This is a genomic window from Mycobacterium shimoidei, from assembly GCF_900417275.1.
GTDB lineage: Bacteria > Actinomycetota > Actinomycetes > Mycobacteriales > Mycobacteriaceae > Mycobacterium > Mycobacterium shimoidei.
The window spans coordinates 2,632,169-2,658,570 of the sequence record NZ_UEGW01000001.1; the positions used below are offsets into that span (position 1 = coordinate 2,632,169).

Genomic DNA, 26,402 nt, shown 5'->3' on the forward strand with positions numbered 1-26,402 from the left:
GGTGAGCGACTTCGAGTCGGTCGGTTTCTTCACCGACGCGTCTCTCATTTCCAATCCATACCCGTACTTCGACTACCTGCGTGAGCGTTGCCCGGTGCTGCCGCAACCTCAACAAGGTGTGGTGAGCATAACCGGCTACCAGGAAGCCCTTGCGGTGTATAAGGACCCGGCGTTCTCGTCGTGTGTCTCGGTTGCCGGCCCGTTTTCCGGCCTGCCGTTCGAACCCGAGGGCGACGACATCGGGGCCCTGATCGAGCAGCATCGTTCGCAGATTCCGATGAGCGAACACATCGTTACGCAAGATCCGCCAGAGCACACCCGCACGCGCGGCCTACTCAGCCGGCTGCTGACCCCCAAGCGGCTCAAGGAAAACGAAGACTTCATGTGGTGCCTGGCCGACCAGCAGCTTGACGAATTCGTCTCCCGTGGCGCCTGCGAATCCCTCGAAGACTACGCGAGGCCCTTTTCGGGGCTGGTCATTGCCGACCTGCTCGGCGTCCCCGCAGAGGACCACGAAGAGTTTCGCGCTGTCTTCTCGGGCCAATTTGTCGGTGGCATCAAAGACAATTCGCTGACCCGCGCCCATAACCCGCTGGAATGGCTCGACGAGAGGTTCACCGCCCACATCGCCGAACGCCGTCGAGCACCTCGCGAGGACGTGCTGACGCAGCTGGCCGAGGCGAAATATCCGGACGGATCGACACCCGACCTCATCGACGTGGTACGCCTTGCTACGTTCTTGTTCGCGGCAGGCCAAGAGACAACCACAAAGCTGCTCAGCTTCGCGATGCGGATGATCGCTGAAGATCCGGAGCTGCAAGCACTGTTGCGTGAGAACCGCGACCGCATCCTGGCTTTTGTCGAAGAGACGCTGCGGATGGAAAGCCCCGTCAAATCGCATTTCCGGATGGCACGGACCTCGACGAGTGTCGGTGACGTCCCGATTGCCGCCGGAAGCACGGTGATGCTGCTGCCCGGCGCGAGCAATCGAGATGGTCGCAAGTTCGACGATCCGGACCGGTTTCACCTCGATCGCCCGAACGTGCGCGAGCATGTGGCATTCGGACGCGGCAACCACTCGTGCCCTGGGGCACCGTTGGCTCGAGCAGAGGGCAGAATCTCGCTGAACCGAGTTCTCGATCGGATGGCCGACATCGTCATCTGCGAAGCGAAGCACGGTCCGGCAGATGCCCGCCGCTACAATTACGAACCGACCTGGCAGATGCGCGGCCTGACCGATCTCCATCTCGAATTCAGGCTGACGCCGTAACCGTGCCGTATGTCTTACAGTACGGCCATGGCCATTCCCCGGTATCCCGACGACGTCACCTCGCAATGGCTCTCAGCCGTGCTCAGCGAGCGTGGCAGGCCCGTCGAGGTATCACAAGTCAGCGTCACTGCCGTGGGCACCGGGCAGACCGGTGCGACGTATCGGGTATCGGCCACCTATGCGCACAACCCCGGCGGGTTGCCGGATACCTTCGTCATCAAGTTGCCGGCCCAGGACGACACCGTGCGCGACCGGGTCACGATCGGCTACCGCAGCGAGTGCGCGTTCTACGACGCGGTGGCCCAGCGGGTTGAAATCCCGGTACCGCACTGCTTTTACTGTGCGATCACCGCCGATGCGATGGACTATGCGCTGCTGTTGGCCGATCAGGCCCCTGCGGTGCAAGGTGACCAACTGGCCGGATGCGGTGAGCAGGAGGCACGCCTCGCTGTCACCGCGCTGGCCGGCCTACACGGACCCAGTTGGTGTGATCCGCGCTGGCTTGATTTCCAGGGCATCGCCTTCACGCGCCCAGACGAAGCCTCCGCTAAGGGTCTCGGCGAGGTTGCAGTAATGAGCGCCGACATCACGCTGGATAAACTCGGCAACCGGATGACCGCTGCTGACCGGGAAACCTTTCGCGTTGCAATGGGTTTGGTCACTCCTTGGCTGCTCGCCGAGCAAGATCGGTTTGCGCTGCTGCACGGTGACTATCGCTTGGACAACATGCTGTTCGGTCCCGACGCCACCACGATCACGGTGGTCGACTGGCAGACGCTGGGCGTGGGCCTGCCGGCACGGGATTTGGCCTACTTCACCGCCACCAGTCTTCAGCCCGAGTTACGCGCAGGCATCGAGGCGGATCTGGTTGACACATATCACGGGGTGCTCTGCGGTTACGGTGTCCAGGGTTATGACCGCGAAACCTGTTGGCGGGATTATCGACTCGGTATGCCGCAGGCTCTGCTGATTTCGGCCCTGGGGTTCGCGTTCGCCGCTGCCACCGACCGCGGCGACGAGATGGTGCTGACCATGCTGGCCCGGGGCTGTCAGGCGATCCGAGACCTGGGCACGCTGGACCTGATCGGCTAGTAACCCATTGGCTCACCCATTGCCAGCTCACCCATTGGCGCGAGCGGGCGCAAAACCGGTGTGATGCCCGGCGTGTCGACCGGGGACACGCCCGCTCGCGGAGGATGGGGCGGCCGGTTATCTCTAGCCCAGTTTGCGCTGCGCCGCCTTGACCAGGTTCGACCCGACGATCAGTCGCTGAATCTCGCTGGTTCCCTCGTAGAGGCGCAGCAAGCGGACGTCGCGGTAGATCCGCTCCACCGGTACCTCGCGCATGTATCCGCTGCCGCCGTGAATCTGCACCGCGAGGTCGGCGACTTTTCCGGCCATCTCGGTGCAGAACAGCTTGGCGACCGACGGCGCAACGCGGCGGTCCTCGTCGGTGATCCACAACCGGGCCGCATCGCGCACCAGGGCACGTCCGGCCATCACCCCGGTCTGTTGGTCGGCGATCATCGCCTGCACCAGCTGGAAATTCCCGATCGGGGTGCCGCCCTGCGTGGCGGTCGCCGCATAGGACACCGACTCGTCCAGTGCGCGCTGAGCGGCTCCCACGGCCAGCGCGGCGATGTGGATCCGGCCGCGGGCCAACGAGGTCATCGCCGCGCGATACCCGATGTCTTCACTGCCACCGACCAGGGCACCGGCCGGAACACGAACATCGGCGAAGCTGACGTCGGAAGTCCAGGCGCCTTCCTGGCCCATCTTGGCGTCCTTGGCGCCGACCGTGACACCGTCGGTATCCGCGGGAACCAAGAAAACCGCGATGCCGGGGCCCGCGTCATCGGCGGGGCGGGTTCGGGCGAAGACCACGAACAAATCAGCGACCGGCGCGTTGGTGATGAAGCGCTTCTCGCCGGAGATCACCCAGTCGTCTCCGTCGCGAACGGCTTTGGTGCGCAAGCCCGCCGGATTCGATCCCGCGCCTGCCTCCGTCAACGCGAACGAGGCCACCGCACCGGAGGCCAGCGCTTCTAGCCAGCGGGCCTTTTGTTCGTCGGTGCCGAAGCCGACCAAAACCTGACCGGCGATGCCGTTGTTGGTGCCGAACATGGAACGCACCGCCAGCGACGTGTAGCCCAATTCCATCGCGAGCTCGACATCCTGAGCGAGATCAAGGCCGAGTCCACCCCACTCTTGGGGAATGGCGTAACCGAACAGGCCCATCTTCTTGGCCTGCTCGCGCAGATCGTCGGGAACCCGGTCCGCGGCCAGGATCTCCTGCTCGCGAGGCATGACGGCGGTGCGGACGAATTGACGAGTCTGCGCAAGGATTGCCTGGAAGTCTTCGTCGTCGACAGCGGTGGTCACTACAGCTCCTTTGGGCCGGTGCTCGCGGCGATCATATATGAAATACGATGTCTGAAATTGAGCAAGTCGAGGCGAGGACGGTGATCAGGTGTCGTTGCTGACCGGTCAAACGGCGGTCATCACTGGCGGGGCCCAAGGATTGGGATTCGCAATCGCGGAGCGGTTCGTGGCCGAAGGTGCACGAGTGGTTTTGGGCGACGTGAACTTCGAGTCCACCGAGGCCGCGGCAAAACGGCTTGGTGGCGATGACGTCGCGCTCGCGGTTCGCTGCGATGTCACGGCAGCAGCCGACATGGAAGCACTTGTCGCGACCGCCGTCGAGCGCTTCGGTGGCCTGGACATCATGGTCAACAACGCCGGGATCACCCGTGACGCGACGATGCGCAAGATGACCGAGGAGCAATTCGACCAAGTGATCGCGGTGCATCTGAAGGGCACCTGGAACGGCATGCGCACGGCCGCTGCGATCATGCGGGAGAACAAACGCGGCGCCATCATCAACATGTCGTCGGTCTCGGGCAAGGTCGGCATGGTCGGCCAGACCAACTATTCGGCGGCCAAGGCCGGAATCGTGGGCATGACCAAAGCCGCGGCCAAAGAGCTTGCCTACCTCGGTGTCCGGGTCAACGCGATCGCTCCCGGTCTGATTCGCTCGGCGATGACAGAGGCGCTGCCACAACGCATCTGGGACGAGAAGGTCGCGGAAATCCCGATGGGGCGCGCTGGCGAACCCAGTGATGTCGCCGGTGTCGCCGTATTCCTGGCCTCGGATCTGTCCTCGTACATGACCGGCACTGTGATGGAAGTCACTGGAGGGCGGCATATTTGAGTAAGGCTGAACAAATGCGGCAAACCGTCATCTGTGAACCCGTACGCACACCGATCGGCCGCTACGGGGGAATGCTCAAGTCGCAGACAGCTGTTGACCTCGGCGTCGCTGCGCTCAAGGGATTGCTGAAGCGAACCGGCATCTCACCGGAGTCGGTGCAGGACGTCATTCTCGGTCACTGCTATCCCAGCAGTGAGGCCCCGGCCATCGGACGCGTAGTGGCGCTCGATGCGGGACTGCCGGTGACGGTGCCGGGGATGCAGGTTGACCGCCGCTGCGGGTCGGGCCTGCAAGCCGTCATTCAGGCGTGCTTGCAGATCGCAAGCGGCGACAATGATCTCGTCATTGCCGGCGGCGTGGAGAGCATGAGCAATGTGATCTTCTACTCGACTGACATGCGCTGGGGCGGTGCACGCAGCGGAGTGCGGGTGCACGACGGTCTTGCCCGTGGACGCACCACCGCGGGCGGTCGCCACCACCCGGTGCCCGGCGGCATGTTGGAGACTGCGGAAAACCTCCGCCGGCAGTACAACATCTCCCGCATCGAGCAGGACGAGCTTGCGGTGGCATCCCATCAGCGGGCCATCGCCGCCCAAAAGGACGGTATCTTCGCCGAGGAAATCATTCCGGTCGCTGTGCCCACCCGCCAGGGCGAGGAACTGATCGACACCGACGAGCATCCGCGCGCCGACACGTCGGTGGAGTCGTTGAGCAAGCTGAAACCCGTGCTGCTGGATAAGGATCCGGATGCGACGGTGACGGCGGGGAACTCCAGTGGGCAGAATGATGCCGCCTCGATGTGCGTGGTGACAACGCCGGAGAAGGCCGACGAACTGGGATTGCGGCCCTTGGTGCGGCTGGTGTCGTGGGGCGTTGCGGCCGTCGCACCCAACGTGATGGGTATCGGCCCCGTGCCGGCAACCGAGATTGCGCTTGGTAAGGCCGGGCTGAGCCTGAGCGACATCGATGTGATCGAGCTCAACGAGGCGTTCGCCGCGCAAGCCCTCGCGGTGATGCGGGAATGGAAGTTCACCGCCGCCGACCGCGAGCGCACCAACGTGCACGGATCGGGCATTTCACTGGGCCACCCGGTCGGCGCGACGGGCGCCCGGATGCTCGCCACGCTGGCACGCGAGCTCCATCGCAGGGGTGCGCGATTCGGCCTGGAGACCATGTGCATCGGAGGAGGGCAAGGCCTGGCCGCGGTGTTCGAACGGGCCTCAGCGCAGTGAACATGCCGCTGCGCGACCTCACCGTCGTCGAAGTGTCCAGCTTCGTGGCAGCGCCACTGTGCGGAATGACGTTGGGGCAGTTGGGCGCCGAAGTGATCCGTGTCGATCCGATAGGCGGCGCCGCTGACGTTCACCGCTGGCCACTGTCCGCAACCGGAACCTCGATCTACTGGACCGGCCTGAACAAGGGAAAGCGCTCGGCCACTATTGATTTGCGTTCGGCCGAAGGGCAGAACTTGGTGCAGCGGCTGATCGTCGAGGGCGACGGCATCGTGGTGACCAACGCTGCGGGCATGTCCTGGCTCTCGCATGAGCAGCTGGCCGCCCTGCGCGCCGACGTCATCCATGTGCAGTTGCTCGGCCGCGGCGACGGGTCCACCGGAGTGGACTACACCGTCAACGCCGCAACCGGATTTCCGCTGGTGACCGGGCCCACAAACCATGCCGGTCCGATCAACCACGTCTTGCCGGCCTGGGATGTCTGCTGCGGGCTCTACGCCGCCCTCGCCGTCGTCGCCGCGGTGCGCCGCCGCGACCAGTCCGGCGTGGGCGCCCAGATCAGTCTTGCGCTGGAAGATGTCGCGCTGGCCACCGCGGGCAACCTGGGCTTGTTGACCGAGCCTCAGGTGAACGGCACCGAGCGTCAACGCCTGGGAAACGCGATCTATGGTCAGTACGGCCAGGATTTCACCAGCCGCGACGGCATCGCGTTCATGGTTGTCACGTTGACCGGCAGGCACTTTCGGGACCTCGTCGAGGTGACGGGAACCGGTGCCGCAGTGTCGGCGCTGGCCGAGGCGCTCGGCGCCGACTTCAACGCCGAGGGCGAGCGGTACCGTTGCCGCGATATCCTCTCCGGGTTGTTCGCGACCTGGTTCGCCGACCACACCGCCGAGGAGATCACGGCGGCGTTATCCGCCACCACCGTGCTGTTCGAGCGCTACCGCACCTTCGCCGAGGTAGCCGAAGACGAACGCGTAACCGGGAATCCGCTGTTTTCACAGCTGCACCAAGACGGCCTCGGCGACTATCTGGCGCCAGGATTGCCGGCTGCGCTGGACGGCAGCCACCCGGCCGCCCAGGCCGCGCCCAGACTTGGCGGCGACACCGTCGCCGTCCTCACTGAGCGATTGGGGCTGGACGCAGTCGACATCGAGCGGTTGACAACCTCAAAAACGATCGCCGGTTGAGAGAGGTACGCAATGACCAAGCTAGCCCAGACGGTTGGTCTTACCGAGTTCCAGAGTGAGATCGTCGCCACGGTACGCCAATTCGTCGAGAAAGAGGTCATCCCCAACGCGCCGGAGTTCGAACGCGCCGACACCTATCCGCAGCCCATCGTCGACCAGATGCGCGAAATGGGGTTGTTCGGCTTGATGATTCCCGCCGAATACGGCGGGCTGGGCGAATCGCTGCTGACCTATGCGCTGTGCGTCGAGGAGCTGGCGCGCGGCTGGATGAGTATTTCCGGGGTGCTCAACACCCACTTCATCGTGGCCTACATGCTGCGCCAGCACGGTACCGATGCGCAGAAGCAGCGGCTGCTGCCGCGGATGGCCACCGGCGAGGTCCGCGGAGCCTTCTCGATGTCCGAGCCGGAACTGGGTTCGGATGTCGCGGCGATCCGCACCCGGGCGACCCGCAATCCCGACGGCACCTACACCATCAATGGCCAGAAGATGTGGCTGACCAACGGCGCCAGTTCGACATTGGTGGCAGCGTTGATTCGCACCGACGAGGGAGCGGACACGCCGCACCGCAACCTGACGGCGTTCCTTATCGAAAAGCCGGTCGGCTTCGGTGAGGTGGCGCCGGGCTTGGTGATACCCGGCAAGATCGACAAGCTGGGCTACAAGGGAATCGACACCACCGAGTTCATCTTCGACGGATATGTGGCGCAAGCCGACGACATCCTGGGCGCAGCACCGGGGCAGGGCTTCTATCAGATGATGGACGGCATCGAAGTGGGCCGGGTCAACGTCTCGGCGCGGGCCTGCGGGGTGGCGATACGCGCCTTCGAATTGGCGGTGCGCTATGCGCAGCAACGCCATACCTTCGGCAAGCCGATCGCCGAGCATCAGGCCATCGCGTTCCAGTTAGCGGAAATGGCCACCAAAGTCGAGGCCGCGCACCTCATGATGGTCAACGCGGCGCGACTGAAAGACTCCGGCGAGCGCAACGACGTCGCGGCCGGAATGGCGAAATACCTGGCCAGCGAGTACTGCTCGGAGGTCACCCAGCAGAGCTTCCGTATCCACGGCGGCTACGGCTACTCCAAGGAATACGAAATCGAGCGGCTGATGCGCGACGCGCCGTTCCTGCTCATCGGTGAGGGAACCAGCGAGATCCAAAAGCAGATCATCAGCAAGCGGCTGCTGGCCGAGTACAAGGTGTGACGTGAGCATCCCCGATTTCGCCGCACGGCCGCAGCTTTCCGAGGATGTCGCGCGCTACGTCCGCAAACGGATCTTCGACGGGACCTACTCTGCGGGCGAATACGTTCGGTTGGATCAGCTCGCCGCGGAACTGGGCATCAGCGTCACGCCGGTGCGCGAGGCGCTTTTCGAACTGCGCGCCGAGGGGCTACTGGCGCAACAGCCGCGCCGTGGCTTCGTCGTCTTACCGGTGACGGGACGCGATCTCGCCGACGTCGCCAACGTGCAGGCACACGTCGGTGGTGAACTGGCTGCCCGGGCGGCGCTCAACATCGACGATGAACAGTTGCGTGAGCTCAAGGAGATTCAGGCCCAACTCGAAAAGGCCTATGCCGGTGATGACGACGAGCGGACGGTCCGTCTCAACCATGAGTTCCACCGGGCGATCAATGTTGCCGCAGACTCTCCGAAGCTGGCCCAGCTGATGTCTCAAATCACCCGGTACGCCCCAGAATCGGTGTTTCCCACTATCCCGGGCTGGCCGGACCAGTCGGTCAAGGACCACCGTCGGGTGCTGGCCGCGCTGGAGAACCGGGATGACGAGCTTGCCCGCAAAGCCATGTCGCAGCACCTTGCCGCCGGCGCTGCCCCGCTGATCGCCCACTTGATCGAGCACGGGGTGGTCGACGGCGCTACGCGCCCGAATTCACGGCGGAATACGCGTTCGCAGAGCTAACTATGAGTGCCACGCAGCACAACCCATTGGTGTTGAGACGTCAATACCGTTGCGGTGGAGTCGAAGCCAGCGCCGTAATCAGTAATGGCCAGATCATGTGTATCAGCCAGAATGATGCCTTCGGGCTGATCAGCGAATGCTGGTCCAACCCGGCTGATAGCGCTAGCGGTCCGCTACCTCCGGGCTTTGTTGCGCGCCCTGTGCTGCCGTCCGCTCAACGCTCCCATGCGTGCGGGGCACTTCGCAGGGCTCGTCCGGTCACCAAGACTGCCGCGGTCGCTGGTACGGAGTGTGACAATCGATGAGTGGTGACTTGCTACATCTGCCCCGAACACGCAGCGCATCGGATCGGCCTGAGTATCGGTTGTGGACATTCTCTTATCTAGATCAACCCGAGGTTGACTTGGCCAACCGCTGGCAAAGGTGAGCGCGCTTCTCGGTTCTCGCCATAATTGGTGCGCTAAAGGGGGCTGACGGGGCGGTATATTCGCCACACGACGTATTACAGGGCGGGGGTGCTGATGGTGCTGCTTAACTTGCGGGTGAAGCCCGGAATTGTTTCCGGCATTGGGCAAGAGTTACTGGCTGCGGCCAACGCGATCCCAGCGATTCCGCGGCCGGTCTCTCCCGCTGGGGCCGATCCGTTGTCGATGGCGATCGCCGCCCACGTGACATGCACTGTTACTCTTCTGGTCGCGGATCGACCAGTGGTCAAGGAAGAATCGACCACCTATGCACGGGCACTCGGGACCGCCGCGCGTGCCTATGTCGGAACCGATGAACCGCTGGGCGGCAAGATCGACCGGCAACTGTGCGGATTTCCCACAGCGGGCTAACCGATGGGCGTCGATCGACCCGGTGGGCCATATGGCGACGAGATGACTGCGCCGCCAGCGTGGCCCGAGGTTGACGAGACTACGCTGCTCGATGCCGCTCAGGCGTTCGACGCCGACCAAAAGGCGGTTGACGATCAGCTGTGGGTCTTTCAGCGGGGCAGCACGAGGCTCTTCGACGATGATGCGTGGTCGGGTCAGGCCGCAAACGCTGCGCGCACGAAACACCAGCAGCAGATTGCCGCGCTGCAAGCCCATGTGCAGGGCTCGGCGGCCGCGGCCAAGCTTTACCGCGATTCAGCCAGCGTGGTCATCAGCACCAAGCAGCAAATCATCGAAAACGTCGAAAACGCTCAGAAGCTGATCAATCGGGTTGCGAATGATGCGCAGGCAACAGCAGAGCAGAAAGACTTCTTCATAAAAAGCCTCGTCAAACAAACGCACGCTGAGAACGTCGAACTTGTCCAGGCTGGGGCAGCCCGGCTTGGCAAGCCACCCGCCAGCCCAATAACCGTGCGACCTGCGTCCAACGGACGCGAGGTGCCACTCACACCATCTGTTGACGGGCCATCCAGGTCGGTCCCAGAAGATCCCAAGCAATTCCACGATTGGTGGCAAAGTCTGACCCGCGAGCAAAAAGACCAGCTCTACAGGCAGGACCGCAACATCGGCAATCACCCGGGCATGCCCTGGGATCCTTCGGACCAATTAGGCAAAAACCACTACAACCAGCTGCATCTGACCGAACTTCGCCAACAAGCCCAAGCGAATGTCGACCGGCTTCAAAGGCAGGCCGACGAGCTCGCCCGTCAGGCTTACATGGGCAATCACGATAGTGCTGCGCAACTGCACGCCTTGCTGCCCCAACTCGCCGCGGCCAAACATGACCTCGATGGCTACAACGCCGTGCAGGCAGAATTGAATAAGAAGGGACCCCAGCGCTACCTCGGGCTCATCGACGACCAGGGCCATGCCGCCATAGCGATTGGAAACCCTGACATGGCAACTCGCAATGCCATCTTCGTACCGGGAACGGGTCAAGATCTCCCGACCATCGGCGGTGCTGATGCCAAGGCGACGGCTATGTACAACGCTGCGCACGATGCGGATCCGCGCCAAACGGTCGCGGTGACGACATGGATGGGCTATGACCGCCCAATGGACGTTTTCGAGGCGCGGCATCCTGACGCTGCTCTTGCGGGTGCAAGTGCTTTGGATGCGTTCGAGAGCGGCCAGCGAGCCTCACATGTCGGGTCGCCCTCGGTCGATACCGTGATCGGCCACAGCTACGGTTCTACGCTCGTTGGTGCGGCCGCATCTGGTGGGCATCACCTCGACGCCAACAACATTATCGCGGTGGGCAGCCCGGGCGTGCTTGTCGACCACGCTGCCGAGTTGAGCCTCGATCCCGGAGCTCATGTCTACGCTATGCGCGCGCAAAACGACATCATCGGCTTGGGTCGAATCGCGACCGAGTGGACGCTCGGCGGGGACCCGATGGCACCGAATTTCGGTGCCACTCGATTGGAAGCCGCGCCTGGACCCACCTGGCCTGGGGGGTTGCCTAGCATCCCGGCCCACAGCAGCTACTGGGACCTGGGCAATCCCGCACTGGCCAACATGGGAAGCGTTATCGCACACGTGCCACCGCCTTACGTAATTGGACAGGCACGTTAAGGCACACTAATGAATATTTTCGCGTCCCAATCTCACAGGCGCATCGTCGCGGTTGCCATCCTGTTCACATGGTTCGTTGTTGGTTGTGATCACAGACAGGCGCCCGTAGCACCGCCCACCCCATCCGGACCAACTATTGTTGAAGGACCACCGATGACATCTCCACCACCCCCGGGTTGGAAACTAGAGCCCGTAACTCCCAAGAGCCAGCAGGAAGCGCAAGAGAAAGTACTCGAATACTTGAAGAAGACCTTGCGAGCCCTGCCGGCAGGAGCGGTACTTGACGCAACCGGTTATGCCGGGCCGGGCTACAACCATCCCTGTGATGACAACGACACCAGCCCCAGCGCGCCCCATGACTTCAACACCGTCCGAGAACTCAAACTCCCAGCCAGCACCGATCCGCACAAGATCGTTACCCAGACTGGCGATATCTGGCGGAGCTGGGGCTGGTATGTCATCGAACGCGACGGATTTCGTACACCCAACCGATTTGGCTATGCCCCAGACGGCTATAGGCTACAAATCGTCATCGGCGCCGTCGACGGGGTTGGGCCAACCGTTTCTGCCATCTCGCCCTGTTTTCCCGGTGATCTGGTCAGTGACGACATTTCGATTCCAATGGTCATACGGGCCGAATGAAAGCACTCGGTTAACCAGCGCTTGTAAATTACTGCAGCGCATAGCAATTGACCTCTGGTCTTCGGTTCTTCGCCAATGCGTCTAGTCCGTCACGGCCTTTACCTCGGCCAGCATTGACCGCAATCGACGGGCGTCGACCTTACCGGTAGGTCCGCGCGGAATTGCGTCGTCGGAGTCGACCAGCAGCCACACGGCCGGTACCTTGAAAGCGCTCAGCAGTGCGCGCGACTGCTCGCGGAGTCGCTCTACGGTCATTACGGTCGGGTCGCACACCACGACCGCACCCACGCGATCACCTTGTGCACCAGTCACCTTGGTGACGAATGCGGAATCGACGCCGTCGATGGCCCGCAATGCCCGTTCTACCTCACCGGGATAGACGGTGGCGCCGCTCACCTTGAACATGTCGTCGGATCTGCCGTGGTAGAACAAAAACCCGTCGTCATCAACGCGGCCCAGGTCGCCGGTGGGGTAGTAGCCGTCGACGGTGAACAGTTCCTCGCGACTGCGCCAACAGATCCCGCGCAGTGTGTGCGGCCCGCGGACCTGGATCATGCCGACGGTTCCCGGCGGGACCGGCTGCCCCGTTTCGGGATCGGCCACGCGAACCTCCATTCCAGGAAACGGCTTACCGCAGCTACCCCAGGCGGATCGCGGCATATCGGTATCGGCGCGGTAGCCACAGTAGGGACCAAACGTCTCGGTCATGCCGAACAACGTGGCGCGCGCTCCCGGTTCGGCGCGCAGCGCCTCAGGCAGCAGTGCCTCCAAGCTTCCCGGTCGCAGTGCCGACAGATCCGTAGCACCGGCATGACGTGCAAACGCATCGGCCTGCTCCGGCCAGCCCCGAAACAGCGTCACACGTTCGCGTTCCAGCAGCTGCAAAGTGGTTTGCGGCTGCGGAATTTCCTCGGTGACCAGGGTGGCGCCGGCAAGCAACGCCGAGAGCACGCCGCCGCCGAAACCGCCCACCCAGAAGAACGGCATCGGCAGATACAGCCGGGTTTCCGAGTCGATGCACCGGTCCGCGAGACCCGATTGCACGGCACCTAATGCACTGCCATGCGAATGCAGCACGCCTTTGGGCGCTCCGCTGCTTCCCGACGTGAACATGATGACCAACGGATCGGCGGGTGTCACTGTCCCGGTGAGCGGGTCGACGATTCTGGTGGCGGCCTCGCTGGCTGTGGCCGGTGTCAGCCGGTCGGCGGCCCACACGTGGCGCAGCGCGGGAAGCTGATCATCCTGCAACTCGTCGAGATACCGGTGACCGCGGAATTCTTCTACTCCGATGAGGAACTGCACCGCCGCGACCCGAAGCTGCTCCCGCAATTCCGGGGGCCGAAGCAGGGTGCTCAACGGAACCAATACTCCGCCGACGCGGGTCACCGCGATAGCAATCTGCACCCAGCGAACACTGTTGGGCATGATCAGCCCGACTCGGCTGCCTTTGACGACGCCCGCTTCGATCAGCGCCGCGGCCAATTCGTGTGTGCTCGAATCGAGTTCGTGGTAGCTAAGGCGCCCCGTGGGGTCGATCACTGCGGGTTTCGCACCATACTCGGCGGCCCGAGACCGCACTACCGCGTCGACGGTGCCCTCAGGCATCGAAGATCTTTCGTAATCGCCGCAGGTCGACCTTGCCGCTGGGCAGCAGCGGCACATCGGCCGGCGATAAGGCCGCAATCTGTTTTGGAATCTTGTACGCCGAAAGCTCGGCTTTGAGTGCCTGGCGAAGCGCATCTTCGTCGAACGGCTTGCCGTTATCGACGACGACCACGGCAGCCACCAGCTCCCCGCGATCCGGGTCGGGGATACCGAACACATGCGCCGCAGCGCCGTCGGTGACGTTGCTGATCGCCTTCTCCACCTCGGCCGGTGAGACATTGGCACCTGCGGTCTTGATCATGGCGCCGCGACGGCGAACGAAATACATGAATCCGTCGCGGTCGGCGGCCACCAGGTCGCCGGTGCGAAACCAGCCATCGGCATCGAAACACTCTTCGCGGCTGCGCTTGTAATAGCGCTGCATCACATAGGGGCCGCGGATGCAGAGCTCACCCAGCTCGCCGGTCTCGACCGGCACCCCGGTTTCCGGATCGACGATCTTGGTCTCGAAACCGGGCGCCGGCTTGCCGAACGATCCGCGCCGATACTCGGGTTGATCGGACTCGTCGCCGCTGATCAACACCACGCTTCCCGCTTCGGTGAGGCCTAACATGTTGTGCCGCAACTCAGGGTCGGCAGGCCGCACCTCTGGCGCCAACAGCGGATAGAGGTTACCCCTTCGCATCGACGACAGGTCTCGGTCGGGAAAGCTCGGATGGCGCACCAAATCGGCGATGCCGGCCACAAAACCGTTGGTGACGGTGGGGCGTTCGGCCTCCAGCAGATCGAGCGTTCGCGCCGCATCGGAAGCGTTGGAGCACACCAACGTCGAACCGGCGACCAGGGTGGCGAGTAGCCCGAAGGCAAATCCGCCGATCCAGAAGAACGGTGAGTTGCAGAAAAGCTTGTCCTCGGCGACTAGACCGCGAATCTCGTTGAGGTTCTGCTGATGAGCCAACAGCGCCCCGTGGGTGTGGACCACCCCCTTCGGGGCGCTCGCCGTACCCGAGGTGTAGACGATCGCCAGCGGGTCGGAGTCGTCGACGTCGTCTTCCAATGCGGCCAACAGCGACTCGTCGACCGACTCGGCGAGCCGGTACACCCGGTCGGGTTCGGTCAGCACATGACGCAGCTGCGGCACACTGGCATTGAACATCCGGTCTTTCGAGGCGAAGTCGGGGTCCGACAACGCTTCGGCTAGTCGCTGCACGTAGTCGTGGGATCGAAAAGAACGGGCGGCAAGCAAAATTTGCACATCGCTGTCGACCAGTTGCTCGCGCAGCTCCCGCGCGGTGAGAAAGGTGGAGAACGGAATGACGAGCGCGCCGATCCGGGCCGCCGCAAGCATCGCGACGACAAAAGCCGCCCCGTTGGGGTAGAGCAGGCCGACATGGCTTCCCTTGCCGGCACCGAGCGCGATGAGTCCGCGGGCCAGCAGCGCCGAACGTCGCTGCGCCTCGGAGTAACTGATACGTTCGTCGTCGCAGACCAACACCGGGTGATCGGCTCTGGACCTCGCTTGCCGGTGCAGAACGGCGCCTACCGTCAGCGACTCACCTGACATGGATCAACCGGACACGGCCGCGGCGAAAAACTGCCGGACCGCACTCAGATCCGCTTTGCCGGAAGGTGTCCGCGGAATCGATTCGACGATCACGATATCGGTGGGAACCTCGTAGGGAGCGAGCCGGGTCTGCAGATGGTCCATCAGGGCAGCAGCGTCAACCGAACCGGGTTCTCGCAGCTCCACCATCGCAACCGGTGTCTCGCCGAGACGGTCATCGGGTTTCCCGACGACCGCGGCTGCGGCCACCGCGGAATGACTCTCCAGGGCGGACCGCACGTCGTCGGGCATCACCTTGAAGCCGCCGCGGATGATCGCCTGGTCGGCGCGACCCACGATCCACAGAAAACCGTCGGCGTCGATACGCGCCAAGTCGGTGGTGCGCATCCAATCCGCCTCCGGCCCCAGTTGTCCCGGCCTGACCTCCAATAATCCGATCTGGTCCGCTCCCAGCGGTGTGCCCGCATCGTCGACCACCCGCAGTTGTGCCCCGAGGCTGGCGCGGCCGACACTGCCGCGTTTAGTCTGCCAGTGCTTTTGGTAGTCGGTCAATGTCCAGCCCGCGACGCCGCCGCCGAATTCCGTTGCCGCATAGGATGTCAGGACAGGAATGCCGTACTTTTCGGTGAACGCGTCGGCGTCGTCGGCCGACAGCGCAGCGGTGCCGCAGGTCACGGCGACGATGCTGTGCAGATCCTCCCGCGGCACGTCCGAATGCAACACCGTGCGCAGTGCCGCCGGCACCAACGACACGGTCCGTGGTTGGTGCTTGCGCACGGCCTCGAGCCAGCGATCGAGCTCGAAGCGGTCCAGCAGCACAAACGGCCGCGCTTCAACGACGCATTGCAGCACCCGGAACACACCCCCGATGTGCACCAGCGGCGCACTGACGATCGCGATGCCGCGCCGCAGCGTGGTCGGCGGCGTGCCCGCGTCGGGTCCTAACACGCTGTGGATCAACATGTCGTAGGTGAGGTCGACCCGCTTGGGCGGTCCGGTCGTGCCGCTGGTCAGCATCCGCACCGCAACGCCCGGCCGCGCCGCGGCGAGGCCACCGGTTCGGATCGCCAGCAGTTCGCCGGCCGGGCCGAAAATCCGCACCGGCGCCGAGGAGTCGGCCAGTGCCGTCACATCATCGGGTTCGCCGATCAGCAGCGGCAGGTCCAACTGGTCGATGTCGGCTCGGGTGCGCTCGTCGCCGCGCACAGGGTTGATGGTGACCACCGTGGCACCGCTGAGCAGCACCCCGAGCAGGGCGGCGATATGAGCAGGCGTGTTGCGCAGCAGAACGCCGACCTGAGGCTGATCGCTGCCGACGAGGGAACAAACCTTGCCGGCCATGTTCGCGAGCACCTGCCAGGAAAGCCAGCGGTTCTCATACTCGATGGCCCCGGCGCCCGGGTCGATGGCCAGCACGGCGGCGATACGCGCACTGAGCGGATGCATCGTCAGCGCAACCTAGGCTGCACGGCGGGACGCTGGCCGCGGGCCGCCACTTCGGCAAGGCCGACCGGATTGCCCAGCCGGGTGTAGATCAGCCCCTGTTCCATGGCGACGCGATAGGGCTTGTCCAGTGACTCCCAGATCGCCTTGACGCTGCCCTGGGTTGCCGACGGGGGCTTGTCCGCGATCGTTGCGGCGATCTCGTGAGCACGCTCCCACAGCCGTTCTGCAGGTACCACTTCGGATACCAGTCCGATCCGCAGCGCGGTGTCGGCGCAGACGCGCTCGTCGTTGCCCATCAGCGCGATTCGCAGCGTTTCGCCGAGACCGATGCGGCGCATCAGGCCGATCGGCTCCAGTGCACAGACCAGACCCGCCGAGACATGCGAATCGAAGAACGTGGCGTCCGTCGAGCAGATGACGACGTCGGATTCGTTGATGAAGTAGAACGCGCCCGCGGTGCACATGCCCTGTACCGCACACACCACCGGCTTCCACATCTTCTGCCATTTCGGGCTGAGCGCTTCGCCGGGATCCGCGTGATGCCAGATGTTTTCGGGCTGTCCGTACGGAGTCTTGATGTCCAGCCCGGCGCTGAACGCACGGTCACCGGCTGCGCGCAGCACCACTGCGTTGACAGAGTCGTCGGCTTTGACGATCTGCCAGGCTTGGGCCATCTCGTCGCACATTGTGCGGTTGAACGCGTTGAGTTGATCCGGCCTGTTCAGAGTGATGGTGGCGACGTGGTCGGCGGAATCCACCTCGAACGTGATGGTCTCGAAGTTCATCGGCACTGCCACTCCGGCGTCCGTTTTTCCATGAACGCTTTCGGGCCTTCGAGCGAGTCCTCGGTGTGCAGGTTGCGCTCGCGGAAGGATTCGGCCAGCATTTCGGCTTCGTGCAGCGGCAGATCCAGTCCCTTGATGATCGCCAGTCGGGTACCGCGCACTGCCAGCGGTGCATTCGAGTTCACGATATCGGCGATTTCGTGGGCACGCTCCAGCAGCCGCTCGTGTTCGACGATCTCGCTGATCATCCCGAGCTCGTAGGCTCGCTGCGCGGTCATCCGCTCGTGTTTGCCCATCAAGGCCATCCGCAGAGCGACCGATCTGGGTACGACCCGGCCTAACCGGACCAGCTCACGCGCGCCGACCAACCCGATGCTGACGTGCGGGTCGAAGAACGTAGCTTTGTCTGACGCGATGACGATGTCTCCGGTTGTGACCCAGTCCAGCCCGGCTCCACAACAAATCCCGTTGATAGCGGCCAGCACGGGTTTGGCCATGGTGCGAAACGGTGGGGTACCCTCCTGCGGGGCCTCCCATTGCTCGTAGGTCGACAAGTACGGCCGTTCGTTGATCACCTTGCCGTCGCCGGGGATCTCCTTGACGTCGGCGCCGGTGCAGAACGCGCGCCCGGCTCCGGTCACGATGAGAAGCCAAATGCGGTCGTCGTTCTCGGCTTCGGCGTAGGCAGCACGCAATTCGGTGATCATGTGCGGGCTCAGCGCGTTGAGGGCATCCGGACGATTCAACGTGATGGTGGCCTTATGGCCGTCGACTTCATATTTGATGGTGTCGTACGACATGGTCTTCCCTTCGCCTGGGTGCGTCGTCACCGGCCGCGGAACTGCGGCGGACGCCGCTCCCGAAATGCGTCAAGTCCTTCTTTGAAATCAGCAGTGCGGCAAGCCAGCTCGACGTTGTAGAGCTCTTGAGTCATCGCCTGGCCCAGTGCCGCGTGCAGGCTGTAGTTGATGGCCTGTTTGGCCAGGCCGATCGCAACCGTGGGCCCGGAGGCCAGCTGTGTCAACAGTTGCTCGGATGCCTCGTCGAGGTCAGTCGAAGCGACGGCCTGGTGGATCAGACCCCATTCGGCTGCCTGCGATCCGCCGATTTTCTCACCCAGCAACAGCATCTGTTTGGCACGCGTCAGCCCGACCAGTCGGGGCAGCAGCCAGGTGGAGCCCGAATCCGGGCTGAAGCCCCGGGTGAGGAATGGTTCCCAGAACACCGCGTCGCAGGCGGCCACCGTGAAATCGGCAGCCAACGAAAGATTGCACCCCAGGCCGACGGCCCAGCCCTGCACGGTGCACACCACCGGCAACTGGATGCTGTGAATCAGTTCGACCGCCCGGTGGGCGGTATGGGGGAGGCGCCGAACAATGTCGCCGGTGCGCGGCCGTGGTCGGGTGCTGTCGTTGGTCGTGATCCAGTCAGCGCCCGCGCAGAAGTTGCCTCCCGATCCTCGGATATGGATGGCGCGCAACGAATCATCGGTTGCGGCAGCGGTCAAAGCGCTGACGAACGTGTCGATCATGGGTTGATTGAGCGAGTTGCGCCGAGACGGGCGGTCCAGCGTGAGGCGCAAAACCGCGCCGTCCCGGCGCACCTCAATCGAACCGTCGTCGGCACCGGGATCGAGCTGCTGACTCACCGTTGAATCCGCCCTTTCCCGCCGCTACGGTTACCCATACAGTAGGCAATACGATTTCTAACCCTGTATAACTTAGCAAGGAAAGCCTGGCGGCGGAACAGCCGCTTCGGGAAAGAGGACAGATGGCCGACGGCAGCGGACCGCAGCCAACCCGGTTTGGCGAGCAGCCGCTCGCTCAGACCGCCGCCGCAGCCGCCGCCATCCGCCGCCTGAGCTCACTGCTGCTGGCATTGGAGCACCCGCACCCGGTGGTGGACGCGATGCTCGCGCAATGCGCCGAATGGGAACGCCAGCTGACGCTGGCGGCCCCCGCCGACTATGCCCCGCGAATCGGCTCTGATGACGATGGCAACCGGCGCGTGTACCTCGACCACGCCACGGACATCGGCGCTTTCAACCCCTGCTTTCCCGAATACCGCTTCGATGACCTCGGTGCTGAGAATGCATCGGGACACGTCAATTTCCCGTTGGTATACGAGGGGCCGCCCGGGCTGGTCCATGGCGGGTTTCTCGGCGTCTTCTTCGACTGCGTCATCCAACATCACAATTGCGTGATCGGCTTGTCCGGCAAGACCCGTTCGCTCAACGTGCGCTTTCGACGCCCGACACCCATCCTCACCGACTTGCGCTTCGAGATCGCCCGTGCACAGACCGATCGGGGCATCACCTCGACGGCGACGCTGCTGCTCGACGACGAGGTGCTGTGTATCGGCGAGGTCAATACGTTGGCGCTGCCGCCCGACAAGCTGGCCGGATATCAGTTCGGCAAGCGCCGAGCCGAGAAGCCCTGACATGGCACGTATCCGCCAACCTCGGGTTGCCGAGATCCTGGCATCGCGACTACGCGACGACATTTTGTCCGGGCGCTTGAAGGAAGGCGACGAACTGCCTTCTCAGGAAAGCTTGTTCGGTGAATTCGGTGTCAGTCCGCCGGCGCTGCGTGAGGCAATTCATCTGCTGGAGACCGACGGCCTGATCTCGGTGCGTCGTGGCAATGTCGGCGGAGCGATTGTCCAGGCACCGACGGCCGAACGGACAGCGCACATGATCAGCATGGTGTTGCAGGCCCGCGCGGCGACGCCGGCCGACGTCAGCGAGGCCTTATTGCACCTGGAACCGATCTGCGCTGGGATGTGCGCGGCTCGCGTGGATCGGATGACCGAGGTCGTGCCATATCTGCAGGCCGAAATCGACGCACAGACAGCACAGTTCGACGATGTCGGACAGTACGTTCCGAATGCCCGCCGGTTTCACGAGGCCCTGGTCTCTCGGTGCGGCAACGAACCGATGATTTTGCTGATCGGCTCTTTGGAGTTGATCTGGTCGGCTCACGAATCGTCGGTGTGGAGTGACGACGGCGATCCGACGGCCATGGTGGACAAGACCAGACGTGCCGCACTGCGCGACCATCAGCGGCTGCTTGCCGCGATCCGCGACGGCAACGCCGCACGAGCGGTGCGGCTGGCGCAAGATCATCTCGCCGCCGCGCGTCGCAACACGCTCGCGTTTGGCAGCGACAAAACCATCGAGGCAAAACGCATGTCGGATGGTGTGCGCAGAAAGGACCCTGTCAGATGACAACCGCAGATGATCGTGTTCTCTTCGAGATCGATACCGAAAAGCGCATCGCCACCATCACGTTCAACAATCCGCAGCAACGCAACGCCTACGACGCGACAATGCGTGAGACCATCGCCCGATACCTGGATCGCGTCGCCGAAGACGACGACTTGACGGTAGTGCTACTGCGCGGCGCCGACGGGGTTTTCAGTACGGGCGCAGATATGAACAACGCCTACGGCTGGTACGGGGAGCGTGGCGAGTCGGCCGCCGAGAGCCGGCCCAGTCAGCGACGCCGACTAGCGGTGGACCGCAAGTCGTTCGGGTTTTATCACAATCTGATGGGCTTTCCGAAGGTCACCGTCGGGGAGATCAGTGGTTACGCGCTCGGCGGCGGATTCGAGATGGCTCTGATGACCGATATCTCGGTCATCGCCCGCAACACCAAGATCGGTATGCCGGCCACCCGTTTCTTGGGACCGGCGCTGGGCAGCCTGCACATGTTCTTCCATCGGTTGGGCCCGGTGCTGGCGCGACGGATGTTGCTGACCGGTGACATCATCGAGGCCGGTGCGGTCGAGCACCTGGGAATCTTCACCGACACCTGCGATCCGGGCATGGTCGCCAGGCGCGCCCGGTACTGGGCGGAGAAAGCAGCCAAGATGCCGGCTGACGGCGTCGTCATCGCCAAGGAGGCGTTCCGGCTCGTCGAACAGAGCCAGGCCTATCAGGGTGAGGAAGTGGCAAGCTACCTATTCCACGCGTTCGGAACCAATCTGCAGTTCGCGCCCGGCGAGTTCAACTTCGTCAAGACGCGCGCAGAACACGGAACCAAAGAGGCGTTTCGGCTGCGCGATGAATATTTCAACGTGCCCGAGCCAGAGGAACCGTAGCTCAGCGTGATGCTTTGGTTCGTCCCGGCTTAGCTGACTTGCGTTGCTTGCCAGTCGCTTTCGACCTCCGCTCGATCAGCCGGGCAGCATGGTCGAGAATGCAGTCGAGGCCGTATTCGAAGTTGTTGTCGTCGGCGGCACCGATGTGATACCCCTTTGCGGTCATCTGGGCGAGCAGCGGCGTTGATTCGGAATCGATGACCATGGCGTCCTCGATGGTGCGAGCGCCGTTGTCGGTCGCCTTGTTCTTTTCCTGCAGCCGATGCAGCACCACCGAACCGCGCACGTGGACTGAGACCGCGGAGTAGGTGTCAAAGGCTTCCTCGGGTGACAGTCCCGCCTCGACCAGACCCGCGATCGCCTTCTCGATCTCCTGAACCCCCAGACGGGCCGCCCGCGGCGAAAGCGCCGCCCGAATCAGAATCAGGTCGCACAAAATCGGGTTGCCCATAAATGTCTTACGCATTGAACGCGCGTGGTTGCGCAGTGTTTCCCGCCAATCGCTGGCTTCGACATACGGTGTGTCGAACACGTACTTGCGCAGCGCGCGGTCGGTCATCGCGTTGAGCAGATCGTCCTTCTTGCGGAAGTACCAGTAGATGCTGGTGACTCCGACGCCGAGGTGTTTGCCCAGCAGCGGCATGCTCAGGTTGTCGATGGAGACCTGTTCGGCGAGTTCGAACGCACCGTTGATGATGTCGTCGGGGTTGATGGACCCGCGTTCGCGCCGCTGACGCTTTTCCGCGGTCGCCTGTTTCGCCACTACGGGCACCTCCATCGGGAAATCTGGCGGGCCTACTGAACGGCACCATTGCAGCTGTGTCGCCGTTACGATCTACTACTGTAATACCTATCGTAGGGGTTTTGATATTTCATGGACCTTGGGCTGAGAAACGCCACCGCGGCCGTCGTCGGCGGCGGGCGCGGCATGGGGTTGGCCACGGCGCGGTGCCTGGCCGACGACGGCGCCCGAGTGGCGATCATCGGCCGGTCTCGACCAGATCTTGACCGCGCGGCAGCGGACTTGGCCAACCGGGGCAGCCCCGATGCCGTCGGATTGGTGGCCGATGTCACCGACGCCGACGCGGTCGACGCCGCGTTCGCCGACCTCGCCCAGCGCTGGGACGGCGAACTCAACATACTCATCAACGCGGTCGGGCCGACGGTGCAGGGTGACTTCGAGTCACTCACCGACGAGCAGTGGCGCCAAGCCGTCGACGAGGGCGCGATGGGAATGGTGCACTGCGTGCGGTCGGCTCTTCCGTTGTTACGCAAGGCGCAGTGGGCACGAATCGTGAACTTCTCGGCGCACTCGACACAGCGGCAAAGTGTGATCCTGCCCGCATACACGGCGGCCAAGGCGATGGTGACGAGTATCTCCAAGAACCTGTCGTTGCTTTTGGCCAAAGACGAGATCCTGGTCAACGTGGTCTCTCCGGGCAGCATCGCTTCGGAGTCACTGGTGGGCTGGGCGAAATCGGTCGGTGTTGACGGGGACAACCCGTATGAGCTGATGAAAGCGATCGACAAACATTTCGGTCACCCGGCGCATCTGCCGCGAGCCGGACTGCCGGACGAAATCGGGCCGGTCGTCGCATTTTTGGCGTCACGGCGCAACTCGTACATGACCGGGGCGAACATCAACGTCGACGGAGGCTCGGACTTCACGTAATACGGCCGGCGGCGAAAGGAGCGCACGATGGCAACGGCTCGTGAGGCCCGTTCGTGGGCGCGCAGCGCGTTACGGGGAATCGGCGACTCGCTGTACACACCGTTTTGCGGAGCCGACGGTGACGACATCGACTGGGATGCCTATCGGGCCTTGGTGCGCTATTGCGTCGGCGATCTCAGGCACCCGATGTTGTGGTGCACCAGCGGCCTGGCCGAGTTCTGGTCGTTGACGCTGGACGAACGCAAGCGGTTGCTGGAGGTGGCGATCGAGGAGGGGCGCGTCGCCAATCCTGACGTAGTCGTGCAGGCCTGCACCGCGGCGATGTCGGCCAAGGATTGCCTGGATCTGACGCTGCACGCCCAGCAGGTCGGCGCCGACATCGCCTATATCCAGACGCCGATGATGGAGTTGCACGGCGGCGAGGGTGCGCTGCGATTCTTCAGATATGTTGCGGATCGCACCGATATCGCGCTCGGCATGTTCAATTCACCATCGTCGGGCTATGTGCTCAGTCCGGCCGAAAGCGCACGCATCTACGACGAGGTTCCCGCGGTCTGTGCGACCAAGGAGGGTGCCTTCCGGCCGGCGGCAAGCCGATTGCTGCACGAACTGGCACCTGACTTGGTGCTGTGGGAATGCGACAAAACGGTGTACCGGGCCGGCTGGCTGCGCGACGGAATCGTCTGCCCGGCCCAGCTGGGCACCGCCGGCTACCTGTTCGAGACACCGCAACGGCGCCTGCTCTCCGAGTACTGGGATCTGATCGTCAACGACCAACTCGTCGAGGCGATGGACTACGCCCGGGAATCAGGCCTGGACCAGTTCGACATCGACCTCGGCTCATGGTTCACCTGCTATCCGGGACGGTCCGACTACTTCACCCACTGGGGCGGTGCATTCAAGTACGCCGCATCGCTGCTGGGCCTGCCGATCGGGGGCTATCCATATTCCCGGCCGCCGCAAGCCGAGCTGCCGCCGGAGGCCAAGGCGCAGATCGAAAAAGCCTACCGGCGGCTGGGATTGGTCAAGGCGTGAGCCGGGTCGATCTTGACCGGTGGTCGGCCCTTGGAGGGGTTCGGCGATGCGTCGGCCGCACCTTGCGAGACCTTGCTACCGAAAGGTATACAGTATGAGTAATAGCTTCCGCCGGATGGCCGCGATCGGCCACCCAGAAACGCGCCACTGGCTGACAGGAGCGTCATGTGAGCACCGCTGAAGGTGTCGCCACGGGCGAAGCGGTGCTGTACGAGACCACTCCGACCGGCGTGGCGGTCCTGACGCTCAACCGGCCGGATCGCCTCAACACCTGGGGCGGTGACATCGCCACGGCCTACTACTCCAGCCTGGACCGCGCCGAAGCGGACCCCGCCGTTCGGGTGATCGTGCTGACCGGCCGCGGCAAGGCGTTCTGTGCCGGCGCCAACCTCGGGTCGACCGCGTCGGCCAGCGAGTCATTGGCCAAGCCTGACCAACCGAATCTCAACGAGCTGGTCGGGGAGCGACAGCCGTATCACCTGACCATGTTGAGCAAACCGGTGATCGCCGCTGTCAACGGCTCGTGCGCCGGCATCGGTCTTACCCAGGCGTTGATGTGCGATATCCGATTCGCTGCTGCCGGAGCCAAATTCGCGGCATCGTTCGCGCGCCGTGGTCTCATCGCCGAATACGGTGTCTCTTGGATACTTCCGCGATTGACCGGCTGGGCGGTGGCGCTCGACCTGCTGCTGAGCGGCCGGACCTTTCTGGCGGAAGAGGCGGCCGAGCTCGGACTGGTCAAGGAAGTCGTCGCAGCCGACCGGCTGATGGACCGGGTGATGGAATACGCCGAGGACATCGCCCGCAACTGTTCGCCGGCTTCGATGGCCGTGATCAAGAGGCAGGCCTACGGTGACGCCATGCGCGACGTCGCACAGTCCAGTGCGCAGGCCGAAATCCTGTTGCAGGAGTCGCTGCAGCGTCCCGACGTCATCGAAGGGATCACCAGCTTCCTGGAGAAGCGAGCCCCCAGCTTTCCAGGTCTGAGCAGCCCCGATACCGAAGGATCATCATGACCAATTTGGGTTATCAGGCGATCGACGTCGACAACCATTACTACGAACCGCTGGATGCCTTCACCCGGCACTTGGACAAGAAGTTCAAGCGGCGCGGCGTACAGATGCTCAGCGATGGCAAGCGCACCTGGGCCGTGATCGGCGACCGAGTCAACCACTTCATCCCGAATCCCACCTTCGATCCGATCATCGTGCCGGGCTGCCTGGATTTGTTGTTCCGCGGCGAGATTCCCGCCGGCGTCGACCCGGCGTCGCTGATGAAGGTCGAACGCCTCGCCGAGCACCCCGAGTACCAGAACCGGGATGCGAGGGTGCAGGTGATGGATACCCAGGGCATCGAGACGGTGTTCATGTTGCCCACATTCGCGTGCGGCGTCGAGGAGGCCCTCAAGGACGACATCGAGGCCACGATGGCGTCACTGCATGCGTTCAACCTTTGGCTGGATGAGGATTGGGGCTTCGACCGACCCGATCACCGAATCATCGCAGCTCCGATTATCTCGTTGGCCGATCCGGTCAAGGCGCTCGAAGAAGTCGAGTTCGTGTTGGCACGTGGCGCGAAGCTGGTGTTGGTGCGGCCGGCGCCGGTACCCGGGCGCATCAAGGCGCGATCACTGGGCGATCCCAGCCATGATCCAGTGTGGGCCCGGCTGGCCGAGGCGGGCGTACCGGTGGGATTTCACCTGAGCGACAGCGGATATCTGCACATCGCGGCGATGTGGGGCGGCAAGTCGACTTTCGAGGGGTTTGGCGCCAAGGATCCGTTGGACCAGGTGCTGCTCGACGACCGCGCAATCCACGACACGATGGCCTCGATGATTGTGCATGGTGTGTTCACCCGGCACCCGAAATTGCGGGTGGTCAGCATCGAAAACGGTTCTTACTTCGTTTACCGGTTGATCAAGCGTTTGAAAAAGGCAGCCAACAACCAGCCGCAGTATTTCCCCGAAGACCCCGTCGAGCAGCTGCGTAACAACGTGTGGATTGCGCCCTATTACGAGGACGACCTGTCTGCCCTCGCCGAGGTGATGGGCGTGGACAAGATTCTGTTCGGATCCGACTGGCCGCACGGAGAGGGCCTCGAGTCGCCGCTGTCGTTCACCGAAGAGCTTGATGGATTCAGCGACACCGATGTTCGAAAGATCATGCGTGACAACGCATTGGACCTGCTTGGCGTCAAGGTTGGCTCGGCGGCCTGA

General features: G+C 63.5%; 25 protein-coding genes. 17 read left to right on the plus strand and 8 right to left on the minus strand.

Going from position 1 to position 26,402, the window contains the following annotated elements; all coding sequences use genetic code 11:
- The first annotated feature begins 1 nt into the window (after nucleotide 1).
- Together MSP7336_RS12890 and MSP7336_RS12895 are read left to right on the plus strand one after the other, a co-directional pair.
- Nucleotides 2-1,270, plus strand: coding sequence for a cytochrome P450 (locus MSP7336_RS12890; protein WP_113963841.1), 1,269 nt, complete (start codon nucleotides 2-4; stop codon nucleotides 1,268-1,270).
- Between the two features lie 27 nt (nucleotides 1,271-1,297).
- Nucleotides 1,298-2,362 carry a phosphotransferase family protein gene (locus MSP7336_RS12895; protein WP_113963842.1) on the plus strand — a complete coding sequence of 355 codons (1,065 nt, stop codon included), beginning with the start codon at nucleotides 1,298-1,300 and terminating at the stop codon, nucleotides 2,360-2,362.
- Nucleotides 2,363-2,485: 123 nt separating this feature from the next.
- On the opposite strand, the gene MSP7336_RS12900 is transcribed toward MSP7336_RS12895, so the two are convergent.
- Nucleotides 2,486-3,652 (minus strand): acyl-CoA dehydrogenase family protein, encoded by a 1,167-nt coding sequence (locus MSP7336_RS12900; RefSeq protein WP_069394386.1) that lies wholly within the window; start codon nucleotides 3,650-3,652, stop codon nucleotides 2,486-2,488.
- Nucleotides 3,653-3,740: 88 nt separating this feature from the next.
- On the opposite strand from MSP7336_RS12900, the gene fabG reads away from it, so the two are divergent.
- The 8 genes from fabG to MSP7336_RS12940 all read left to right on the plus strand — a co-directional run bounded on the left by fabG (nucleotide 3,741) and on the right by MSP7336_RS12940 (nucleotide 11,976).
- Nucleotides 3,741-4,481, plus strand: coding sequence for a 3-oxoacyl-ACP reductase FabG (gene fabG, locus MSP7336_RS12905; protein WP_113963843.1), 741 nt, complete (start codon nucleotides 3,741-3,743; stop codon nucleotides 4,479-4,481).
- Between the two features lie 14 nt (nucleotides 4,482-4,495).
- Nucleotides 4,496-5,713 (plus strand): acetyl-CoA C-acetyltransferase, encoded by a 1,218-nt coding sequence (locus MSP7336_RS12910; protein WP_113963844.1) that lies wholly within the window; start codon nucleotides 4,496-4,498, stop codon nucleotides 5,711-5,713.
- A 2-nt stretch (nucleotides 5,714-5,715) separates the two neighbouring features.
- Nucleotides 5,716-6,903 carry a CoA transferase gene (locus MSP7336_RS12915; protein WP_113963845.1) on the plus strand — a complete coding sequence of 396 codons (1,188 nt, stop codon included), beginning with the start codon at nucleotides 5,716-5,718 and terminating at the stop codon, nucleotides 6,901-6,903.
- A 12-nt stretch (nucleotides 6,904-6,915) separates the two neighbouring features.
- Nucleotides 6,916-8,109, plus strand: coding sequence for an acyl-CoA dehydrogenase family protein (locus tag MSP7336_RS12920; RefSeq protein ID WP_113963846.1), 1,194 nt, complete (start codon nucleotides 6,916-6,918; stop codon nucleotides 8,107-8,109).
- A 1-nt stretch (nucleotide 8,110) separates the two neighbouring features.
- Entirely contained in the window at nucleotides 8,111-8,824 is a 714-nt protein-coding gene (locus MSP7336_RS12925) for a GntR family transcriptional regulator (RefSeq protein WP_113963847.1), read from the plus strand.
- A gap of 521 nt (nucleotides 8,825-9,345) precedes the next feature.
- Nucleotides 9,346-9,660, plus strand: a complete 315-nt coding sequence (locus MSP7336_RS12930) for a PE domain-containing protein (protein ID WP_244917547.1) — start codon at nucleotides 9,346-9,348, stop codon at nucleotides 9,658-9,660.
- 42 nt (nucleotides 9,661-9,702) lie between these two features.
- Entirely contained in the window at nucleotides 9,703-11,334 is a 1,632-nt protein-coding gene (locus MSP7336_RS12935; RefSeq protein ID WP_181786730.1) for an alpha/beta hydrolase, read from the plus strand.
- Nucleotides 11,335-11,487: 153 nt separating this feature from the next.
- The gene (locus MSP7336_RS12940) at nucleotides 11,488-11,976 is read left to right on the plus strand and encodes a hypothetical protein (RefSeq protein ID WP_084226297.1); all 489 of its coding nucleotides are present in this window, start codon (nucleotides 11,488-11,490) and stop codon (nucleotides 11,974-11,976) included.
- 81 nt (nucleotides 11,977-12,057) lie between these two features.
- On the opposite strand, the gene MSP7336_RS12945 is transcribed toward MSP7336_RS12940, so the two are convergent.
- The 6 genes from MSP7336_RS12945 to MSP7336_RS12970 are packed head-to-tail and all read right to left on the minus strand — an operon-like array spanning nucleotide 12,058 to nucleotide 19,027.
- Nucleotides 12,058-13,584: a class I adenylate-forming enzyme family protein gene (locus MSP7336_RS12945; RefSeq protein ID WP_113963850.1), complete on the minus strand. Its 1,527-nt coding sequence runs from the start codon at nucleotides 13,582-13,584 to the stop codon at nucleotides 12,058-12,060.
- Nucleotides 13,577-15,148 carry a class I adenylate-forming enzyme family protein gene (locus MSP7336_RS12950; RefSeq protein WP_113963851.1) on the minus strand — a complete coding sequence of 524 codons (1,572 nt, stop codon included), beginning with the start codon at nucleotides 15,146-15,148 and terminating at the stop codon, nucleotides 13,577-13,579. Before MSP7336_RS12950 ends, MSP7336_RS12945 begins: the two co-directional genes overlap by 8 nt.
- Nucleotides 15,149-15,151: 3 nt before the next feature.
- Nucleotides 15,152-16,600 (minus strand): class I adenylate-forming enzyme family protein, encoded by a 1,449-nt coding sequence (locus tag MSP7336_RS12955; RefSeq protein ID WP_113963852.1) that lies wholly within the window; start codon nucleotides 16,598-16,600, stop codon nucleotides 15,152-15,154.
- The gene (locus MSP7336_RS12960) at nucleotides 16,597-17,379 is read right to left on the minus strand and encodes an enoyl-CoA hydratase/isomerase family protein (protein WP_113963853.1); all 783 of its coding nucleotides are present in this window, start codon (nucleotides 17,377-17,379) and stop codon (nucleotides 16,597-16,599) included. The genes MSP7336_RS12955 and MSP7336_RS12960 overlap by 4 nt, the downstream gene beginning before the upstream one ends.
- On the minus strand, nucleotides 17,376-18,179 hold the full coding sequence (locus MSP7336_RS12965) for an enoyl-CoA hydratase/isomerase family protein (RefSeq protein ID WP_069394395.1): 804 nt from the start codon (nucleotides 18,177-18,179) through the stop codon (nucleotides 17,376-17,378). Before MSP7336_RS12965 ends, MSP7336_RS12960 begins: the two co-directional genes overlap by 4 nt.
- Nucleotides 18,180-18,205: 26 nt before the next feature.
- Complete coding sequence (locus tag MSP7336_RS12970) at nucleotides 18,206-19,027, minus strand: enoyl-CoA hydratase/isomerase family protein (protein ID WP_113963854.1); 822 nt, start codon at nucleotides 19,025-19,027, stop codon at nucleotides 18,206-18,208.
- 122 nt (nucleotides 19,028-19,149) lie between these two features.
- On the opposite strand from MSP7336_RS12970, the gene MSP7336_RS12975 reads away from it, so the two are divergent.
- The 3 genes from MSP7336_RS12975 to MSP7336_RS12985 are packed head-to-tail and all read left to right on the plus strand — an operon-like array spanning nucleotide 19,150 to nucleotide 21,480.
- Nucleotides 19,150-19,818, plus strand: a complete 669-nt coding sequence (locus MSP7336_RS12975; protein ID WP_069394397.1) for a hotdog family protein — start codon at nucleotides 19,150-19,152, stop codon at nucleotides 19,816-19,818.
- 1 nt (nucleotide 19,819) lies between these two features.
- Nucleotides 19,820-20,605: a FadR/GntR family transcriptional regulator gene (locus MSP7336_RS12980; protein WP_113963855.1), complete on the plus strand. Its 786-nt coding sequence runs from the start codon at nucleotides 19,820-19,822 to the stop codon at nucleotides 20,603-20,605.
- Nucleotides 20,602-21,480, plus strand: a complete 879-nt coding sequence (locus MSP7336_RS12985) for an enoyl-CoA hydratase/isomerase family protein (protein ID WP_113963856.1) — start codon at nucleotides 20,602-20,604, stop codon at nucleotides 21,478-21,480. Before MSP7336_RS12980 ends, MSP7336_RS12985 begins: the two co-directional genes overlap by 4 nt.
- A 1-nt stretch (nucleotide 21,481) precedes the next feature.
- Here the strand turns inward: MSP7336_RS12985 and MSP7336_RS12990 are convergent, their stop codons facing one another.
- On the minus strand, nucleotides 21,482-22,258 hold the full coding sequence (locus MSP7336_RS12990; protein WP_069394400.1) for a TetR/AcrR family transcriptional regulator: 777 nt from the start codon (nucleotides 22,256-22,258) through the stop codon (nucleotides 21,482-21,484).
- 96 nt (nucleotides 22,259-22,354) lie between these two features.
- Here MSP7336_RS12990 and MSP7336_RS12995 point away from each other — a divergent pair, with 96 nt between their 5' ends.
- The 4 genes from MSP7336_RS12995 (at nucleotide 22,355) to MSP7336_RS13010 (ending at nucleotide 26,402) form a co-directional block, all read left to right on the plus strand.
- Nucleotides 22,355-23,152 carry an SDR family NAD(P)-dependent oxidoreductase gene (locus tag MSP7336_RS12995; RefSeq protein WP_069394401.1) on the plus strand — a complete coding sequence of 266 codons (798 nt, stop codon included), beginning with the start codon at nucleotides 22,355-22,357 and terminating at the stop codon, nucleotides 23,150-23,152.
- Nucleotides 23,153-23,179: 27 nt separating this feature from the next.
- The gene (locus MSP7336_RS13000) at nucleotides 23,180-24,187 is read left to right on the plus strand and encodes a dihydrodipicolinate synthase family protein (protein ID WP_069394402.1); all 1,008 of its coding nucleotides are present in this window, start codon (nucleotides 23,180-23,182) and stop codon (nucleotides 24,185-24,187) included.
- A gap of 167 nt (nucleotides 24,188-24,354) precedes the next feature.
- Nucleotides 24,355-25,203, plus strand: a complete 849-nt coding sequence (locus MSP7336_RS13005; RefSeq protein ID WP_113963857.1) for an enoyl-CoA hydratase — start codon at nucleotides 24,355-24,357, stop codon at nucleotides 25,201-25,203.
- Nucleotides 25,200-26,402, plus strand: coding sequence for an amidohydrolase family protein (locus MSP7336_RS13010; RefSeq protein WP_069394404.1), 1,203 nt, complete (start codon nucleotides 25,200-25,202; stop codon nucleotides 26,400-26,402). The genes MSP7336_RS13005 and MSP7336_RS13010 overlap by 4 nt, the downstream gene beginning before the upstream one ends.